The organism is Paenibacillus sp. JT22N12 (assembly GCF_056269365.1).
The window spans coordinates 387,435-407,395 of sequence record NZ_JBWDNU010000006.1 but is presented as its reverse complement, the minus strand read 5'-3'; the positions used below and the strand labels follow the sequence as shown (position 1 = coordinate 407,395).

14 protein-coding genes are annotated in these 19,961 nt (G+C 54.4%); 12 read left to right on the top strand and 2 right to left on the bottom strand.

Annotated elements, in window-relative coordinates:
- Nucleotides 1–51: 51 nt before the first annotated feature.
- From AC0YOA_RS23110 to AC0YOA_RS23075, 8 genes are all read left to right on the top strand, one after another.
- On the top strand, nt 52–1,596 hold the full coding sequence (locus tag AC0YOA_RS23110) for an extracellular solute-binding protein (RefSeq protein WP_475788626.1): 1,545 nt from the start codon (nt 52–54) through the stop codon (nt 1,594–1,596).
- An 81-nt stretch (nt 1,597–1,677) separates the two neighbouring features.
- Nucleotides 1,678–3,033 carry a Gfo/Idh/MocA family protein gene (locus tag AC0YOA_RS23105; RefSeq protein WP_475788625.1) on the top strand — a complete coding sequence of 452 codons (1,356 nt, stop codon included), beginning with the start codon at nt 1,678–1,680 and terminating at the stop codon, nt 3,031–3,033.
- Nucleotides 3,030–5,222: a glycoside hydrolase family 88/105 protein gene (locus tag AC0YOA_RS23100; RefSeq protein ID WP_475788624.1), complete on the top strand. Its 2,193-nt coding sequence runs from the start codon at nt 3,030–3,032 to the stop codon at nt 5,220–5,222. The genes AC0YOA_RS23105 and AC0YOA_RS23100 overlap by 4 nt, the downstream gene beginning before the upstream one ends.
- 88 nt (nt 5,223–5,310) lie before the next feature.
- Complete coding sequence (locus AC0YOA_RS23095) at nt 5,311–7,590, top strand: helix-turn-helix domain-containing protein (RefSeq protein ID WP_475788623.1); 2,280 nt, start codon at nt 5,311–5,313, stop codon at nt 7,588–7,590.
- A gap of 42 nt (nt 7,591–7,632) precedes the next feature.
- The gene (locus AC0YOA_RS23090) at nt 7,633–9,708 is read left to right on the top strand and encodes a glycoside hydrolase family 65 (protein WP_475788622.1); all 2,076 of its coding nucleotides are present in this window, start codon (nt 7,633–7,635) and stop codon (nt 9,706–9,708) included.
- A gap of 32 nt (nt 9,709–9,740) precedes the next feature.
- Entirely contained in the window at nt 9,741–10,883 is a 1,143-nt protein-coding gene (locus tag AC0YOA_RS23085) for an oligogalacturonate lyase family protein (RefSeq protein WP_475788621.1), read from the top strand.
- 17 nt (nt 10,884–10,900) lie between these two features.
- Nucleotides 10,901–12,067 (top strand): glycoside hydrolase family 88/105 protein, encoded by a 1,167-nt coding sequence (locus AC0YOA_RS23080; protein WP_475788620.1) that lies wholly within the window; start codon nt 10,901–10,903, stop codon nt 12,065–12,067.
- A gap of 43 nt (nt 12,068–12,110) precedes the next feature.
- Complete coding sequence (locus AC0YOA_RS23075; RefSeq protein ID WP_475788619.1) at nt 12,111–14,531, top strand: glycosyl hydrolase family 95 catalytic domain-containing protein; 2,421 nt, start codon at nt 12,111–12,113, stop codon at nt 14,529–14,531.
- Between the two features lie 146 nt (nt 14,532–14,677).
- Here AC0YOA_RS23075 and AC0YOA_RS23070 read toward each other — a convergent pair whose 3' ends face one another.
- Nucleotides 14,678–15,310, bottom strand: coding sequence for a ThuA domain-containing protein (locus AC0YOA_RS23070; RefSeq protein ID WP_475788618.1), 633 nt, complete (start codon nt 15,308–15,310; stop codon nt 14,678–14,680).
- 17 nt (nt 15,311–15,327) lie between these two features.
- Complete coding sequence (locus AC0YOA_RS23065; protein WP_475788617.1) at nt 15,328–16,047, bottom strand: SDR family NAD(P)-dependent oxidoreductase; 720 nt, start codon at nt 16,045–16,047, stop codon at nt 15,328–15,330.
- 320 nt (nt 16,048–16,367) lie between these two features.
- On the opposite strand from AC0YOA_RS23065, the gene AC0YOA_RS23060 reads away from it, so the two are divergent.
- From AC0YOA_RS23060 to AC0YOA_RS23045, 4 genes are all read left to right on the top strand, one after another.
- Nucleotides 16,368–17,423 (top strand): zinc-binding dehydrogenase, encoded by a 1,056-nt coding sequence (locus AC0YOA_RS23060; RefSeq protein ID WP_475788616.1) that lies wholly within the window; start codon nt 16,368–16,370, stop codon nt 17,421–17,423.
- A gap of 40 nt (nt 17,424–17,463) precedes the next feature.
- Nucleotides 17,464–18,291 carry a helix-turn-helix transcriptional regulator gene (locus AC0YOA_RS23055; protein ID WP_475788615.1) on the top strand — a complete coding sequence of 276 codons (828 nt, stop codon included), beginning with the start codon at nt 17,464–17,466 and terminating at the stop codon, nt 18,289–18,291.
- On the top strand, nt 18,284–18,487 hold the full coding sequence (locus AC0YOA_RS23050) for a hypothetical protein (protein WP_475788614.1): 204 nt from the start codon (nt 18,284–18,286) through the stop codon (nt 18,485–18,487). Before AC0YOA_RS23055 ends, AC0YOA_RS23050 begins: the two co-directional genes overlap by 8 nt.
- Before the next feature lie 72 nt (nt 18,488–18,559).
- The gene (locus tag AC0YOA_RS23045; protein ID WP_475788613.1) at nt 18,560–19,921 is read left to right on the top strand and encodes an extracellular solute-binding protein; all 1,362 of its coding nucleotides are present in this window, start codon (nt 18,560–18,562) and stop codon (nt 19,919–19,921) included.
- Nucleotides 19,922–19,961 lie beyond the last annotated feature (40 nt).

Here is a 19,961-nt window from a genome sequence, read left to right as displayed (position 1 = left end):
TTCGCCGGCTTGATATATAGCTTTTATTAATGGAAAAGGGAGGCTGAAATCATGATGAAGCATGTATTTGGAAGGTCGGTCAAAGGATCCGTTTTGGCGTCGCTGCTTGTAATTTCACTCGTTACCGGCTGCTCTAACAGCGGAGAAAAGCCGGCAGCTTCGGGAGGGAATGAGGAGAAGGACCAGCCTGTTACGGTGAAGGTATTCAAAAGCCATATGGGCGTAGGGACCATTCCCGACAGTAATAATGAGCATGTGAAATATGTGGAAGAGAAGACGGGCGTCGTATATGAGCTGATCACGACGGCCCCGGGCTCGGAGCCGACAGAATTTCTGAATCTGATGATTGCGTCCGATGATCTGCCTGACATACTGCGCCCGATTGGAGGCGTAGAGCAGACGCTGATCAAGCAAGGCGGTGCTTTGCCGCTCGATGATCTGCTGCCTAAGTATGCGCCTAATGTTTGGAAGAACATTCCGGAAGAAGCATGGGATATCGTACGGTCAGCTTCCCCGGACGGCCACATCTATTACGTGCCCAAGGTGTTCCTTGTTCCCGAGCGGGCGCCGATGATCCGTCAGGATTGGCTTGATAAGGTAGGATTGTCAATGCCGAAAACAACAGAGGAGTATAAGGAAGTACTGCGGGCATTCCGGGATAAGGACCCGAACGGCAATGGCAAAGCGGATGAGCTGCCTACCACGGGCCGCGAGTTCGGCAAGTGGATGGACCACCTGTTCGGCATTTATGGTGTCGCGATGTGGGAAGGCGTTCCGGAATGGGATGTCTATGAAGGGGAAATCCAATACGCGGGCGTTACGAAAAATATGAAGGCTGCTATCGCTTTTATTCGTGAGCTTTACGAAGAGAAGCTGTTGGACAATGAGACATTCCTGAACAAAGGCGATGTTTGGCAGGCCAAAATCAACAATAATCTGGTTGGAAGCTGGTATCATCTTCCCGCCAACCTCCGGGATCGTTATACTGCGATGCTCAAGGGTGCGCCGGATGCTTATGTCGTCGGCATGCCGATGCCGAAGGCAGAGGGTTTTGAAGGATTCGTTACGCAGAAGAGCATGGGTGAGCCGGAGTGGATGATCCCGACTGTCGCTAAGGATAAAGCGGAATATTCACTTAAGCTGCTCGATTTCTTCTATGATCAAAGCAATGATGAATTCATTCGCTTTGGCATCGAGGGGCAGCAGCATGAAGTCGTAAATGGCAAGAAGGTTGTGCTTCCGCCAGAGGACAGCCGCCCGATCGCGCTTGGGATGCGCAATCTGACGACGAAAGAGGATATGGACATCCGGATTAAGGAGACGATTCCGGAAGACATGCAGAAGATGGTTCAGGATATCTTCACTGTCAGCACGGCAGACGCGCACCGGATCGCAGGCGACGGATTGCCGAATACGGTGTACGAAGGCTTCCCGGATATTCAATCACACAAGCTGTTCCAGGAGTATCTGACGAAGATCGTTATTGGAGAATGGCCGCTTGAGAAATTTGACGAGTTCGTGGACCGCTGGAATAAAGCTGGAGGAGATACGGTTACCAAGCGCGCCCAGGAATGGTATGCCAAGGTGAAGAAATAAGCGGTCTGCGGCAATGCCGCAATCTGGCCAGACCTGCAGTTGTCTGCATGACAGCATCAATGCCTGAAAGGATGGGTTCAGTTGAAAAAACGATACGCAATCTGCGGAGTGAGCGGACGTGCGCTGGGCATGTTCGCCAAGCCTATCCTCACCTCCTTCGCTGGAAGCTGTGAGCTTATCGGTCTGCTCGACCGCGATCCGATGCGTTTTGAGCTTTACCGTTCGAGATTCCCGGAGCATGCCGGCATCAGCACGTACGGCGAAGGTGAGTTCGACCGGATGGTAGATGAGACGAAGCCGGATGTGATCATTGTCGCCGGTCGTGACGACACGCATGCACAGTACCTGATAGCCGCCCTTGAGCGTGATCTGGATGTTATTACAGAGAAACCGATGGTGACAACAGGAGCGGACAGCAGGCGCGTCATGGAGGCGGAACAAGCGAGCAAGGGCTCTGTTATGGTGACATTCAATTATCGTTATGCCCCGATTCATACGAAGATCAAGGAGATTGTGCAGGAGGGGAAGCTTGGCAGAATAACGTCGGTTGACTTGAACTGGTACCTGGATACGTACCACGGCTCCAGCTACTTCAAAAGATGGAACAGGGACCGCCGGCTGTCCGGCGGATTATCCGTCCACAAGAGCACGCATCATTTTGATCTGGTCAACTGGTGGATTAATCAGAAGCCGGTTGAGGTGTTCGCCTTTGGCGCTTTGAATTATTACGGCGCTGATGGAGAGGCGAATCCGAAGAAGGAAGACGGCCGGTTCTGCAGTACCTGCGCGCATACCGAGGATTGCTCGTATTACTCGCGCTGGAATGCCCGCAGCCGGAATCTTGAAGTGCCGGATGATCATCTGGGATCTCTCGATGCAGGGAAATCCCCGGCATTTCCCTATTCCGATTACCGGCCTGACCGATGCATCTTCGATTCGGATATCCAGATTGAAGATACGTATACCGCGACCGTGAAATACAGCGGCGGCGCGCTCCTCAGTTACTCGGTTAATTTCTCGCTGCCTTATGAGGGCTACCGTCTTGCCATCAACGGGACGAAAGGGAGAATCGAGACGGTGGAATATCATATGCCAGGCAGAACCCCCTTCCCTACGCCTGTGCAGACGATCGACTACTTTCCATTGTTCGGCTCGAAGGAAACGATTCATGTCGTACATCGGGAAGGCGGGCATGGCGGGGGAGATCCGCTGCTGCTTGAAGACTTGTTCATGGGCGAGGATCGCCGACGGCCGTACCGCATCTTGTCGGGCGCGGTGGATGGCGCTTATTCGGTGGCGACGGGCGAAGCGGTATGGCGCTCGGTGAAGGAGCATCGTCTGGTCACGATCGAGGAGGTGCTGGGCAGCGGTACCGATAAAGGCGGAGCGCAGGAGCGAAGCGAAAGTCTAAGCGGCCAGAGAGGAGGAGTATTGTGACAGCTAATCTAAGCGGGTATTTCGATGCGATCGAAAGTATGGCCGCACAGACGGAGGGCGGGAGCATACCGCATGTGCTTAAGGTCATCGCGCAGCGCTATGTCGGTGACAATCCGCCACATGAACCGGTATACCGGGTAACGCGGACCAGCGATATCCGCAAGGGAGCGGATCATCTGTATGAATTTCCGCGTCGCATGTTTCCGGACATGGGAGAAGGCAGGCGGGTATACGCCTGGGCAAGGCTGTGGATCGATCAACCGCAGGAATTCATCTTCCATCTTCGCTGCTTCGGGCAGGTCAAGCTGTATCACAATGGGGTTCAGCGTTTCGGATCTTCCCCGGAGGAGGAGATCTCCGGAGTGGAGCCAGCCTCGGAGGCGCTGCCCCTAAAGCTGAAGTTGAATCTGGCGCAGGGATGGAATCACTTCGTTCTGGAGCTGGCCAGGGGCCGGGAGGGGAACTGCGGAGCCGCCTTCGGAACAGGCAGCCGCAAGAATAAACCTTTGCACTTCCTGGCTCCCTCCGTTGAGCGGGAAGGAGAGGAAGGCTGGATCTACACGCTTCCGTTGACCCGACCGATGGATCGCATCCCGGGTACGAATCAGACGGAAGCCGCCACCGGAGCGGAATGGCTTCCAGCCCGATCAGAGGGGACAGGGCATCTGGATCTTATCTATGGCATGCATTCGGGCTGTTCCTCCTTTGCATGGACGACGATTGTCAACCGCTCCGCTTCGAATAAGAGCGTTATGCTCACTGGAACTGCCTATGGTCCTGTACGGTTCATATGGCAGGGGAAGCTGCTGTATGAAGCTCGGAAGCCGGGTGACTTCTCCTTCGCCCTCGACGCAGCCCCGGGGCGGGGCGACCTGATTGCTCATTGTTATTGTGAACATCATGGATGGGGCTTCCGGCTTCGGGACCTTGCTGGTACGGAGGTTGAACTTGCTGCCGGGCGGCGCGTGCATGGCTACAAAGGTCAGTGGCTGCATCTGGGCCCGCTCCCGGCGGAAGCGAATATCGATCCGGACGATTATCCGAAGCTCGATAAGCTGGCGGCCGGCCGGCACAAGAACGTCTTCTGGATGACGGATCAGCCGGGAGCGCATGTGCGTCCATTCCTCGAAAATGAGTTGTACGGCCGTTGGAATTATCCGCTTGGGGTCACGCTGTCCGGACTGCTGGGGACGAGCCGGCTGCTGCAGCGCGAAGATCTGGCAAATTACGTCGCAGACCATGTCGAATTCGCGACCTCGACTTATGCATACTCGCTATGGGACCGCGGGCGCTTCGGAGCAGCGGGCTTGAACAATCAGCTGTCGCATATCGACAGCCTCGACGACTGCGGCTCCTTCGGGACGCTTACCATTATGGCTGAACGGCTCCGTCCGCTTGAAGGAGCGCGTGCGGTGGCTGACGATATTGCTCACTATATCATGAACGTACAGGATCGAATGGAGGACGGAGCTCTGTACCGCAAGGTCGGCGTATCGCCAAGTATGCATAACACGATGTGGTGCGACGATATGTACATGAGCGTTCCATTCCTGTGCAGGTATTCCGGGATTACCGGCGATCTGCGTTACATGGACGAAGCTGCAAGGCAGCTTCTGCTTTATAAGAAATATTTGTATATGGCGGAGCAGCAGATTATGTCTCATGTGTATGATGTGCGCAATGGAAAGCCATCGCGTACGGCCTGGGGCAGGGGCAATGGCTGGGTGTTTTTCTCACTGGCCGTACTGCTCGAATTACTGCCGAAGACGCATGCGAGCCATCCGTCTATACTGGCTTTCTATCGGGAGTTGGCGGAAGGGTACCGCAGACTGCAGGGCAAGCATGGTCTGTGGCATCAAGTATTGACCGATCCGGAGTCGTACGAGGAAGCCTCATGCTCCTCGATGTTCATATACGGCTTCGCGCTTGGCGTTCGCAGCAGCTGGCTGGAGAACCCGGATCCTTATGTCCGGGCGGCGCTGGATGGGTGGCAGGGATTATGCGAGCGGACTATCGACAAACGGGGGAATCTGTACGGCGTATGCAAAGGCTCCAGCTGGTCATATTCTCATGCTTACTATAAGCATGATCTGGGCTGGAATTTGAACGATACACACGGTATCGGCATCGTGCTGCTTGCAGGTATTGAAACTCAGCTGATGAAAGAATGGCTGATAGAGAAAACATAAGCTGAACAGGAGAACAGGCGTCGTATTTTACGAGGGCAGGATCACCAAGATATAATGGAAGGATCCTCGGTATAAGGTGGAATTTACCATGACACAGTCTATCAAGAAATGGTTGAAATACAATCTGGCTCACACCCAGGTCAGACTCGTGCTTATTTTGACCGTTTCAGTCTTTCTCATTATTCTGGCTGTAAGTCTGACCTCGTACTATACGTCGAAGTCGGTGATGCAAGAAGAGCTGGGCGAATTGCAGCGTCAGATGCTGAAGCTCGAAATGAACGTGATCGACGAGTTGGTTAGCGAAAGCGACAAGGTCGCGATTCAAGTCGCCTTGAATGATAATGTCTACCAATTTTTGACCAACAAAGTACAGAGCTCTTATATGAATATTACGGGGACATATCAGTTTCTGTCGACACTAATCAGCAACTCCAAGTATATCAAAAGTATCTATGTCTATGATCTGAACCGGGAAAGCTTCCTGGCAATACCGCAAGGCTTCAGCTCCAGCAAGCTGACCTTCACCGATTCCGACTGGACCAGTGTCGTTTCTGAATTCGGTGAAAGGACTACGCTCATTAAGAAGCGAATGGTGCCTGAAGGGGCAGGGGCCAAGGGATCGAGCGTTACGCTGTTTCGCAAGATTATGATTCAAGGGGAGTTCAAGGGAATCGTCGCCGTCAATCTTAAAACCGAGGAGCTGTTCGCCAAGCTGAATCCGCCAATTATGAACAATTTGAACCGGATGCGCTATATTATTGACGAGCATGACGAGCTGCTTTACTCCGTCTCGAACTATGACTTCGATCAGGATTCGGTGAGTCATGCGATGGATACCCTAGGGAAGGACGACGGTGCGGATATCACGATCCAGAACCGCCAGCTGCTCATTAACCAGCTCGCCTCGCCTGTAACGGGATGGAGGTATGTGTCCATTATTGAGCAGGATAGTCTGCTGGCCAAGTCCAAACGGGTGGCCAAGGTGGTTCTGCTGGTGTCTATTGCAGCTCTCGTGCTCGGCGGGGCTACGATATTCTATATTAATGCGGCGGCTTTCCGCCCTGTCCGCCGGCTGAAGCAGTTGTTCAGCAAATATGACCGCAAGACTAACGGCCCCGATGGCATCAATCTGGAGAGGCTTGCCGGGGAACTGCTCACCAATCAAGTGCATCTGTCACAGCTTGTCCGGGAGTCGATGTCCGAGGTTGCATCCAAGCTGCTCACTGATATTTATTCCGGCAATCTGAGCGGGAAGCGGGATATTGAAGAGAAATGGAGACGTTACTTCGGAGAATGGTCGGCAGCGCCGGTGACGGTGGCCGTTCTTTCGATCGACCGGTACGAGGAATGGTCCCGGACCTTCAGCGGCAGCGATCATTCTCTGTTGAAATTCGCGATGGCCAATATCGTGGCAGAGCTGTTCGAGCCGCAATGGCGAATTGTATGCGCCGATTTCGGGAAGGACAAGACGGCCATTCTGCTGCAGCCGCGTATAGAAGGGCTGCGATGCGAGAGAATGCTCGCGGAATCGCTGGAGGTCGTGTCGCGCCTGTTGAAATTCAGCGTATCGGCGGGGATCGGCAACCCGCAGACGGAAATTGCAAGACTGAAGCAAGTGATGCTGGAAGCGGAGAATGCGCTCACATACCGGCTCTACCAAGGCTATGGACAGGTGATTACGTTCCAAGAGGTGTCCGGACATGAAGTGATTGAGCCGCCTCAGTATGAAAGCGCTCTTAACGAGCTGATAAGCGCCATAGAAGCGGGCAATGAGCCGGAGTCCCTGGAGGCGCTCGGACGATTATTCGATAATATCCGCAGTCAATACGGGTATCCATCGGCGGCTGTATCTTTCCTGCAATCCGTCACAGAAAGAATCGAACAGATCGTTCCTGCCGCAAACGGGGCTTTGTGCCAAAACGATTTCCGGTTTGACACGCTTGATTTGGAGGATAGCAAAGGTGTGCTGGAGAGCCGCGTTATCCTGCTGGCACAACGATTCTGCCGGCTGGCCCAGAGCAAGGATTTCATCATGTGCCAACGCATGATTGATTTTTTGAAGCAGCATCTTAACCAGCCGATCGGCATACCCGAAATATCTGAATCGATTGGCATAAGCAGCAGCCTTGCCAGCCAGTTGTTCAAACAGGAAACAGGCGAGACGATTTATAACTATTTGACACGGCTTCGCATAGATCGGGCAAGCGAGCTGCTGCTGAAGACGGGCGACCGCATATCGGATATCGCGCTGATGGTCGGTTATCAGCATGAGAATAGCTTTATTCGCAGTTTCCGCAAAATAAAAGATATTACCCCGGGTAAGTACCGGGACATGATGAGAACCCGGATGGAATTCCCGCTTGAATAGATATGGATCAGGCGGCCCCGGGTTCAAGCACAGGAGGATTCAATGGACAGACGACAGATCGTGGAACGTCATCAACCGGAGTTGAATAAATGGGACCCTGTGTCCCCGTTTTCCGTAGGCAACGGAGAGTTTGCCTTCAGCGCCGATATTACCGGCCTGCAGACATTCCCGGATCAATATGAGGTGCCGCTTGGCACGCAGTCCAATTGGGGGTGGCATTATACAGGCGGTCCCGGACGCTTCACCATGCGTGATGCCGCATACCAAAGCTACGATACGTACGGCAGGCCGGTCGGGTATGCGGTGAAGCCCGGCGACAAAGTTGAGGCTTACCACTGGCTTCGTCAGAATCCGCATCGCCTTCAGCTTGGCCGCATTTCGTTCCGGTTCCTGAGTGAATCGGGTGACGATGCGCAAGCGGAGGATATCACGAATATCAGCCAGAAATTGAATCTATGGACAGGCATTCTGACAAGTGAATTTGCCGTACAAGATGTGCCGGTTCATGTAGTGACGGCTTGCCATCCGGCAATTGACGCTATAGGCGTGAGAGTCGTTTCGCCCTTAATCGGGCAGGGAAGGCTGCAGGTGTTCATTCGTTTTCCGGCGCCGGATATGACGTCTGCCACATGGGCCAAGGCCGTGTTCCCGGATCTGGACAATGATGACAGGCATCGGACGGAGCTGGGCGAGTCGGGCGCTAACGGGGCAAGAATCGTCAGAAGCATGGACGAGGACCGTTATGAGCTTTGCTGGACCTGGAACGCTGGGAGTCTGGAGCGGACCGGGGTGCATGAGTTCACGCTGCTGCCGGAGGCTCAAGGCGATTCACTGGAATTCTCGGTCGGCTTCGCGCAGGAGTCCCCGCAGACGGCGGAAGTCGAGGCTATCGAGGCCGCGAGCATGCGTCACTGGGAGTCGTTCTGGATGAGCGGCGCGGCAATCGACTTGTCCGGAAGCGCTGATCCAAGAGCCTATGAGCTGGAGAGACGTGTCGTACTGTCCCAATTCTTGCTGGCCATACATAGCGGCGGGTCGATGCCTCCCCAAGAGACAGGCCTGATGTATAACAGCTGGTTTGGCAAGTCCCATCTGGAGATGCATTGGTGGCATGCGGCGCATTTCCCATTGTGGGGGAGAGAAAACTATCTGCTGAGCAGTATGGATTGGTATGAACAGATCCTGCCGGTGGCGCGTAAATTGGCGCAGTCTCAAGGGTATGCGGGGGCGCGCTGGCCGAAGATGGTTGGCTTTGACGGCGAGCCTTGTCCGTCGCCGGTGGCGAACGGGCTGATCTGGCAGCAGCCGCATCCGATGGCGCTCGCTGAGCTGTGCTATCTGGCTGATCCGTCGAGCGAGACTCTTGCGAGGTTCCGCAACATCGTATTCGAAGCGGCTGACTTCATGGTATCATTCGCTCACTGGAATGAAGAGAAGCGGGTCTATGATCTGGGACCGCCCCTGATTCCGGCACAGGAATGTCATCCTTTAGAAGGCAGCAAAAACCCTCCTTACGAGCTGGAATATTGGAAGTATGGCTTGGAAATTGCGATTCGCTGGGCGCAGCGCATGGAGCAGAAGATCAATCCGCTATGGGCAAAAGTAGCCGGATCGTTAGCCGGGCCTCCACAGGAGGAGGGTGTATATCTTGCCCATGAGCTCTGCCCGGAGACCTTTCTGACGAAAAACCGCGACCATCCGTCCATGCTGGGGGCATTGGGCATTCTGCCGGGCACGCTAATCGACCGAAAGGTCATGCTGGACACGCTGCTGAAGGTGAAGGAAGTTTGGAACTGGGAGTCGGCATGGGGCTGGGATTTCCCGATGTGCGCCATGACGGCGGCAAGACTCGGTGAGCCGGATCTCGCGGTGGATTTCCTGCTGATGGATGCATCCAAGAATACGTATTTAACCAACGGGCATAATTATCAGCGCCCTGGCTTGTCCGCTTATCTGCCGGGCAACGGCGGTCTGCTGGCTGCGGTTGCGATGATGGCATCTGGCTGGAGGGATGGCGAAGGCGGAGAATCGGCGGCGGAGCCAGCTGTCCGCAATCCCGGCTTCCCGCAGGATGGAAGCTGGTCGGTGAAATGGGAAGGGCTGAAGCCCTGGCTGTAGAGATTTCTAAAGTTCACATAGGAGGCGGGAGCATGTCTGCAAAAGGAACGGTATGGCCCTCGGAGCGCAAGACGGAGATCGATCGGCTGACAGGGCTTGAAGTGACGCAATTGACCCATTATAAAGCGCATAGCCATCATTTATATTTTACCGAAAACGGTTGGTATGACGGAGAACAGCGGCTTCTGATGATCTCGGATAGAGGGAATAGCACGAATTTGTACAGCCTGCATGTGGAAAGCGGATTGATCACACAGCTGACGGATTACAAGGATGTTGATAAATTGGATGCTTGCCTGTTGCCGGATGGAAGCTCGGCGTTTGTCAAGATTGGCCGGCGCCTGATCCGTCTGGATCTGAATTCGCTTGAAGAGAAGCTGTGCTACGAAGCGCCGGAGGGCTATCATTTGGGCAATGCGAACGCGACCGCTGACGGGCGGTTCGTAATGACCTGCGTGCAGGAGGATCTGTCGCACCGCATTCGGCTTGATCTGGGTAACGGTTACGTCGGCCACAGGGAGCTGATGGAGGCTGCGCCCCATAGTATGATCGTCCGCATCGATGCTCAGGCGGGCGGCGGAGAAAAAGTATATGAAGAAAACCAGTTCATTACCCATATCAATACATCGCCGAAGGAGTCATGGCTGATGACCTTTTGTCATGAGGGCCCATGGCATCTGGTCGATCATCGTATTTGGGGGCTTGACCTGCGCACCGGTGCGGTTTGGAAAATCAGGGAGCGGCTGGAAAGCGGCGAGAAGGTCGGTCATGAATTTTTCTACCCGGACGGAGTGACGATTGGCTATCACGGATTCCGAGCGGACGGCACCAACTTTTTCGGCAGCATCCGTTATGACAATACGGGCATGGAAGAGACGGAGTTCGGGTTCGATACCTGGCATGGATATGCGGATGGATTGGGCCAGGTGGTCGTGGACGGCAAGGGAGCGGTCAAGACGCTGAGTCTTTGGCGCAAAATCGACGGTGTATATGAAGGTCCGCGCATCCTGTGCGAGCTGCGCTGCAGCTTTCACTCACAGAAGGTGCATGCCCACCCGCGCTTTAACGCGGACGGGAAGCGTCTGCTGTTTACAAGCGATAAGAACGGCTATGGAAATCTGTATATAGTGGAAATTCCAGAGGATTTCACTTCTTTGCCGCTAATGGCAACGTAACGAGGAGGAGCAGGCAGATGAACAAATTGGAAACGCAAATTCCTGGTGCCCAGCGCATATCCGTTAGGGTAGCGGGAACGATCCTTTCCCGCTGCCAGGACGGTTATCACCCGAATATTGCCAACAAGTGGGGTTATGTGGCCGGAATGGCGCTGACGGCGATCAGTCAGCTTGCCGATTGGACGGGAGAACCCGAATACCAGGCGACCGTTAAACGGCATATGGACGTCTTCATCCGGGAGGACGGTTCCATCCGCGGCTATACGCTGGAGGAATATAATCTCGACCATATCAACAAAGGAAAAAATCTATTGAGGTTATGGAGAGAGACTGGTGAATCCAAGTATGAGCAGGCGGCCAGGCGTTTAATCACCCAATTGACCGGCCAGCCCCGTACGGAGGAAGGCGGATACTGGCACAAGAAAATATACCCCTGTCAAATGTGGCTGGATGGCCTGTACATGTCTTCTCCGTTCATGGCCGAATTCGCCCGGACCTTTGGCGAAAGCGTCTGGTTCGATGAAGCTGCGCATCAACTGCTGCTGATCGAAAAGCGCACGCGCGACCCGCAAACGGGATTGCTGCATCATGCCTGGGATGAGAGCAGGGAGCAGCGATGGTGCGATGGCAGCACAGGCCGCTCCCGGCATGTCTGGGGACGGGCGATGGGCTGGTATGCAATGGCGCTCGCGGACTCGCTCGAGCATTTTCCCGTTCATCATCCGAAGCGCGGACAGTTGATGGGGATTTTTGAACGGATGGCGAATGCTGTGCTTCGGGTGAAGGATGAAGATAGCGGGGTATGGTATCAGCTAATGGACTGCAATGGCCGCCGGGATAACTATTTGGAAGCGTCCGGCTCCTGCATGCTGGCGTATGCGCTGGCCAAGGGCATCCGGCTCGGCTATTTGGCCGAGATAGACAGACAGGCCGTAGAGAACGCCTATGATGGCATTCTTGACCGCTTCGTAACCGAGGACGAACAAGGCGTTCATCTCCATAGCATTTGTAACGGGGCAGGCTTGGGCGGGCGCAAATACCGCGATGGCTCCTACGCCTATTATATGAGCGAGAAGGTTGTCAGCGATGTGCTGATGGGCGTTGCTCCGCTGCTGCTTGCAAGCATCGAGCTGGAACGGCTGCGCGAGCAGACTGGCGAACTGGCGGATTCAGGCGGTAATTAGATGGACGGCAAGATGGGAAGTGAATGAAGGAGAGGTGATCCGGATGCAGGTGCAAGAAGACAACCGAAGCCCGGATAAGCTCGTAATGAGTTATCCGGCCTCATGGTGGAGGAATATGTGGCGCGAAGCGCTTCCCTCTGGCAATGGCGTTATTGGCGCATCCGTATTCGGCGGCGTTCAGGAGGAGACGGTAATTCTTAATCATGCGCGCCTCTGGCATTGGGGGAGCAAGGATGAGCTGCCGGATGTAAGTGGCACGCTCGCTCAGACCCGCGGGCTGATGGATGAAGAGCAATATGCCGAGGCAAGCTGGCAGCTCGCGAATGCATTAAAGGAACGCGGTTACGCGACGAAGCTCGCGTCCAGATTTCCGCTGGCGGCGATAAAGCTTGTCATGCCCTGCGGCAGCGCCTTTCGCGGGTACAGCCGGACGCTTGCTATGGACAGCGGAGAAGTTACGGTCGGCTGGACGGACGGACCGGGCTCGTACACGCGGAGGCTGTTCGTCTCGCGTGCCGACGATACGGTTGTCTACGAGCTCGAAGGGGACGAGAAATCCCGTGTATCCGGAGAGATTGGTCTTATTCTTCACCCGAGCGACCGCTGGGCGGATACGCCGGAATTCAAGGAGCTCGAACAGTCTGTTGAGGCCGGAGCCAGCGGCGCTTATGCATGGTTCGCCGGAACAAATGACGATGGGACGGATTTCGGAGCGGTCATGCGGGTCATTCCGGAGGGAGGCCGCATCGAAGCGGAGGGAAGCGTAATCCGCTTCGAAGGGGCAAGACGAATGCTGGTGCTGGTGAAGCTGTTCGTCCTTGGCGCGCGGTCCGGGGATTGGGAACGGTTGAAGCAGGAATTGGCCGAGCTTGTTGTTGATGCCTCTTACGATAAGCTGCTCAAGCGCCATCTCGCCCTGCACCGGCCGTTGTACCGCTCGGTTTCGCTGGAATTGGAGGATGCGGATAATGATCCGCGAACCAATGAGCGGCTGCTGCTGGATGCATATGAGGGGGAGGCGCCGCCTGCGCTTGTGCGTAAAATGTGGTCTTATGGCCGCTATTTGTTCATGAGCGGTACTGCAGCGGCGGAAGATGCGGAGCCTTTCGGGCTATATGGGCTGTGGGGAGGAGATTATAGGCTGGTATGGAGCCACAACATGGCCAATGAGAACATTCAGATGATGTACTGGCATGCGCATGTTGGCGGTCTGGGCGAATTGGTCCATCCGTTATTCCGTTATTATGAGGGATTGATGGATGATTTTCGTGAAAATGCGCGTAAGCTGTACGGCTGTCGGGGCATCTATATTCCGGCAGGCTCTACGCCGGGCATTGGCGTTCCGAATCAGATCGTGCCCGTTATTCTGAATTGGACCGGTGCGGCCGGGTGGCTGTCCCGCCACTACTATGAACATTTCCGTTATACCGGAGATCTGCAATTTCTGCGGGAGACGGCCCTGCCGTTCATGCTCGAGGCGCTGCGGTTTTACGAGGACTTCCTGGTTACGGATGCGGATGGGCTTTACAAGATGTATCCCTCCGTTTCGCCTGAGAATACGCCTCTCAACTACATGCCGGCGGATGGCAAACCGCTTGCGCATCCTATGCCTACGGCGATCAATGCGACGATGGATATCGCCATTCTGAAAGAGCTTCTGAAGAGTTTGATAGAAGCGAATCAGAAAGCGGGCAGCGAAGATCCGGAGGCGGAGAAGGAATGGAACCGCATGCTGACGCATTTGCCGGCGTATAAGCTGAATAAGGACGGCGCAATCAGTGAATGGATTCATCCTGCTTTCGAGGACCGTTACGCACACCGTCATCTCTCTCATCTGTACCCTGTATTCCCGGGGCAGGAAGTGACGAGAGAGAGCGATCCGAACATGTTCGGTGCATTCGAAACGGCGGTGCACAGGCGAGAGATGGGGGCACAAAGCGGCTGGTCGCTTGCCCATATGGCAGCTCTGTATGCGCGGCTGGGCGATGGAGACGCCTCTTTGAATTGTCTGGATATCCTCTCCAGATCGAGTCTGCTGCCGAATCTGTTTACGCTCCATAATGACTGGCGGGGAATGGGCGTCTCCCTGCAGATGCCCGCGGCTCCGGTGCAATTGGACGCTAATATGGGCTGGGTCAACGCCGTTCAGGAGCAGCTGCTTCAGGTATCGGCCAATCTGGTTAAATTGCTGCCTGCGCTGCCGGGTCGTTGGAAGAGGGGGAGTCTGGCCGATTGGAGGTTTCATACGGGCAAAGTGTCGTTGTCTTGGAACAGGGATACAGGTTTATTCCGAGCACAATTGACGGCAGATAGGGATACCGACACGATTGTCAAGCTGCCTGATTGGGTGGGAGCATGCAGCATAGCCAGCGGAGAGGTTCAGCCTTCGCCGCTTGGCCGCGCGTACTACACACTGCGAATGAAGAGCGGTGCGCCGCCGGTCGTCTTCGAGTCATGTGGATAATCATCGTTTCCAAAGAGGGGAGGGAGCAGCCATCGTGCTGTTCCTTCCCCTCTTTGGCGTTGCAGATGTAAGAGGCGCATACCGGGGGGCGATTCCTCGGCGGAAACCGGAGGAAAAGCCTTTTTGCGATAATGCGGACTAGCGGATTACCGGCTGCAGACCCACCAGGCTCCGTTAAGCACAAGCCGCCGATAGGACGCGGGCCTGAACGAGGGGGCGTGATGCCCCGGCTGCAGATAGACGACTTTGCCAAGACCGTAGGCATGCTCCCATCCTGCGGGATAACGTTTGCCTTCGAATTCGTATTCCAGGAAAACCTCTCGTTTGGAGAAGGAGTCAAACTCGAACATATATGGCTCCTCATCCAGACTGAACCCATCGACTCCCTCCAGCAGGGGATGTCCGGCAAGGGGATGATATCGGAGAGGCTGGTAGGGCGGATGCCCGGTGAAACGGGCGCCGATCAGTTGCCCAAGCTCATGGCTGCTTTGCAGCGAAATGCCGTTGTGCAGAACAAGCAGTCCGCCGCCGCCCGCAACGTACCGAAGCAGACCCGCCGTCTGTTCCGGCTTCAACGTGCGATCCCAGCAGTCCGTGTACGAGATGCACATAGGGAACTCCGTCTGGTCCAGCAGGCTGAGAGCGTCGTAGTTTTCCGTAGCAGTCAAGTTGAAAGCGGGATCAAGAATGGCTTGCAGCTCCGCGCGCGCCGGCTCCAGCGGATGCCAAGGGGCTGCAGTGAAGTCGCCGAGAATCAGCGCTTGGATGGGTTCGTTCATTGTCATCTCTCCTCTCTTTACCAGGGCAGTTCCTTGCCTGTATCCGCTTCCAGGTACAAGGGCAAATCATGAAGCTCGCTGCCGCGCGCTTCGATTCGTCCCAGGATATGGGCTGCCGCCTCTTCGGGCGTATGCGTGCCCGCTTCGTTCCAGCTGCCGCTCATGAACGTTTTCACCCAGCCGGGGTGGAGCAGCAGGACGCGTCCGCCATCCTTGCGAATCCGGTTATGGATGATGGTCGATCCCATATTGAGCGCGGCTTTGGACATGCAATAGCCGAACCAGGCCTCGCGGTAGCTGTTCCCGATGCTTCCGGCCTCGGAAGTAATATTCACGATCAGCTTGCCGCCGTTCATGATGGGTTCAAGCAGGGCATTGGCCATGCGGATCGCGCCGAGCGCCGATACGTTGTACACCCGCTGCATGTCATCAAAATCGAGGTCATCCGCTACGGTTTTGCCCGTGTCCCCGAGCAGGGCGGCGTTATTGATCAGCATGTCGAGCGCAGGCGTAAGACCGCGAATCCGTTCCGCAGCTTCTCTCACGCTGGCGTCGCTTCCTACGTCCAGTCGGAAAGAATGCAGCCGTCCCGGGAATTGCTCTGTCAGCTGGACCAGCTCAGGATTCGGATCGGCGATGCCGCCCGCATAAACGGTGCAGCCGGCTTGAAGCAGAGCCTTCACCAATTCGAGCCCGATCCCGCGGTCGGTACCGGTGATGCAAACATTCTGTGGCATAAGAATCTTCCTCCATTTTGTAGAATTTGTTCAGGGAAATATCGCGTAGTGGATACTTGTGACTTAATTTCATTATAGGGAAAAGCAGGGCATATGCCTATGAAAATCGCTTGAAGCGCAAGACAGATTCATATGAGAAGACTGCTACAGCCAGGCTGTTTCTTCACGATCGCATTCGCGGACATTGATTTCGGATGCTGCAAACCTGTAAAAGTGATAAATATCAATGTAACAGCGCTAATCTCAATCGGGTTTTTTCAGTATATAATGATGAAAGCGCTTTAAAAAAATCTTCGCTATCGAAAAGGAGGATACGAGGAATGAAACAGCTTATAGCAGTTGCGCCCAGGAAAGCCGCATTGTTGGATATGAATACGAGAGCGGTGGAGCCGCATGAAGTCAGGGTGCGCATCAAATACGCTTCGCCGAAGCACGGCTCGGAGCTCGCAGCCTTCCGTAACGAAGGCCCGCATATTCACGAGTATTACGATGAAGAGTGGCATGCGTTCATGCCGCGGAAAACAGAGGTGGAAGGCCACGGCAATTTCGGCCAATGGAATCTCGGCAATCAATGGGCTGGCGTTATCGTCGAAACGGGTAGCCAGGTGCGCGATTATGCTATAGGAGATCAGGTATGCGGCTACGGCGGCATTCGTGAGGAGCAAATCGTAAGCGCCGTCGATAATTATTATTTGATGAAAATGCCGGAAGGGATGCCATGGCAGAACGCCGTCTGCTTCGATCCGGCGCAATTCGCATTAGGCGGCATCCGCGACAGCCATCTGCGCGCAGGCGATACGGCGGTCGTATTCGGGCTTGGGGCGATCGGACAAATTGCGGCTCAATTGGCGAAGCTGGCTGGAGCGAGCTACGTTGCGGTCGTCGATCCGATCGAGCGCAGGAGGACGGCCGCGCTTGAGGCGGGAGCGGATGCAGCATTCGATCCGACGAAGGATGATGTCGGGCTGGAGCTCAAGAAAGCGACCGAGAAGCGGGGCGTCGACGTGGTCCTGGAGACGAGCGCGAACGAGTTCGCTTTGCAGCATGCGCTGCGCGGTCTCGCATACGGGGGTACGATCGCCTATGTCGGCTGGGCCAGAATGTTTAAGGGCGGCATGGATTGGGGCAAGGAAGCTCATTTCAATAACGCCAAAATCGTCTTCTCGCGGGCCTGCAGCAATCCGAATCCCGATCATCCGCGCTGGTCCTGGCGCCGTATCGAAGACACATGCTGGGATTTACTGAAGAAGGGGAGGATCAACTGTGAGCATATCGTGTATCCGGTTATTTCCTTCGAGCAGTCTGCAGAAGGTTATGAAAAATTCGTTGATCAACACCCCGAGCTGAGTATCAAGCTGGGTGTCTCTTTCAAATAGGAGGAGCCTGCACACCGCATGATAAGGGGGAACAAACGGAATGAACCAGTTGAAATATTTGCTTGGGCATGCCGAACTGAAGGTGCTCGATTTTAATATTCATACCCGTACCGAAATGAAGACGTTCGGCCGTTCCCTGCCTTGCACGATGATGTCTTACCACAAGAAAGGCGAAGCCAGACTGAGTGTAAACGGCAGCACATACGACATCGTTCCCGGGACCGTCGTCTATATTCCTCCCCATGTCAGGCATGACCATTACAAGACATCCCATGAGGAGACGGTATTCCTCTGGTGGCATTTCAATTACGAAATCGCGAATATTGTCGACGTGCTCAAGCTGTTTCAAATCCCGCATACGTTCAAGCTGAGGGACAGCGAACGGTTCGAGAACGTATTCCGCCAGTTTCGGGACTTGACCGATCATTCCGGCATACTGCCTTCCACTATTCTCAAGCAAGCCAAAGCGATGGAGCTGTTGTACCTTTTGCTGGACAATGCAGTGTCCGGGGATGAAGTTTTTGCGGATCCGCCCGCAGTAAATTTCTTGGGTATTTTGGCGAAAATCGTACAGCACCCTGAACGTCCCATTTCGCTGCAGCAATTAGCGGATGAACTTCATATGCACCCAACCTATATTTGTAACCGCTTCAAGGAGTTGTTCGGCAAATCCCCGATTCAGGCGCAAAAAGAATTGAAAATTCAAAAAGCACAGACGCTGCTTCAGACGACGGAACTGTCGGTTACCGAAATATCGCAAATGCTCGGATTTAGCGAGATCCAAAATTTTTCACGTTTGTTTAAAACCTACATCCATGTTTCACCGCTGGAATATCGCGCTGTGTACAAGAAAATGCAGCGTGTGTAACGAAGTGTATGAGAGGCATGACGATGATCTGACTGTCTGCTTGGCTGCGGACAGGGTACAGGATTACAATGGGATTACAATGCGCTGGCTGTTCCTCCGAAGGTTGTGCGCGGTGGAAGAGCATTATTCGAATATCGTCTTACTGTCCTCTGTCCGGCTGCAATCGGCATCAGCCGGTGAAGGCTGCTGCATTTGAAAGGTTTTCTGTCCCATTAAGGCATGGCTTGCCGTGCCGTCAGGCAAATTCGATGGAACAGGGGGAAGAAGAATGGTAAATAAACCGAAGGCTGTTATTTCAATGGTTTTGATCGCACTTGTGCTGTTGACGGGGTGTTCAGCGAAAGCCCCAAGCAGCTCGACCGCAAGCAGCGAATCTGCCGCCGATGCGGGGGAGGCGAACGCAAATTCGAATGCCAATGTTGCGGAAACCCCTTCCGAGGGGGCTGTTACCGTCACCATCTGGGATAATTTCACGGACGAGGCGCCCTCAAAGGCGCTGGATGAGCTTATAACAAGCTTCGAGGAAGCAAATCCTTCAATCAGCATCAAGCGCACCACTTTGAAAAACGAGGATCTCCGCAACACGATCAAGCCGGCTTTGACGAGCGGCAAAGGACCGGATATTTTCAATTACGACGCCGGCCCCGGATACCTGGGCGTGCTCGCCAAATCCGGACTGGCGATGGATCTGACCCAATACGTTGATACGATGGGATGGTCTGAGCGCTTCCCGGCATGGGTTAACGAACGGGTTACCTTCGACAATAAAGTGTACGGAATCGGCAATGAAATCGAACTGATTGGTGTCTATTACAATAAGAAAATATTTGAGGAACTGGGCGTGGAAGTGCCCAAAACGTACGAGCAATTTTTGGAGATATGCAAAAAAGCGAAAGAAAAGGATCTGGTCGCCGTTTCCTTCGACGACAAGGACCAGTGGCCGGCTTTCCACCTTGAGAGTGTATTCTACACGGCAACGGCGGGTAAGGACAAAATCCGGGAGGTTCTGGATAAGCAGGCAAGCTTCGACCAGCCTGTGTTTGCCGAGGCATTGGATACTTTTGGCCAATTGATTAAGGACGGCTATATTTCCCCCAATCCCCTTTCCGTTTCTTTCGATGACGGCAATAAAGAATTTTATGCGGGCAAAGCGGCCATGAGGATAACGGGATCTTGGATGGTCAGCGAAATGGTAGAAAATATGAAGGACAACGTCGGCTTCTTCATTATGCCGTCCGTCAATCCGGAGCTTCCGCTATCGGCACCCGGCGGCATTGGCGGCGCGATGGTCGTCTCCGCCAAGACAAAGCAGCCGGAAGCAACCGTCAAATTTCTCAACTTCCTCTTTACCCGGGAAAATGCGGTTCATTGGTATCAGAATAGCAAAATACCGCCGCTTGACATCGATGTCGAAAGTCTTGATGCCAGTCCGCTATTTAAAGAAGTAGTCGAGATGGTCAATACGCCGGCCGGACTCTCTTATAATATCGACGTGCTGATGCCGCAGAAAGTAAACAACGTTACGCAAAACATCATGCAGGAGCTGATCGCCGGAAAAAAAACAGGCTCTGACGTGGTCAAAGAGAAGCAGAAGGCATTCCAGGAAGAAATAGCGGCAGGCAATTATTAACCCGTTATGCCGGCGGTGGCGACGGCCTATGGTCAAGCCG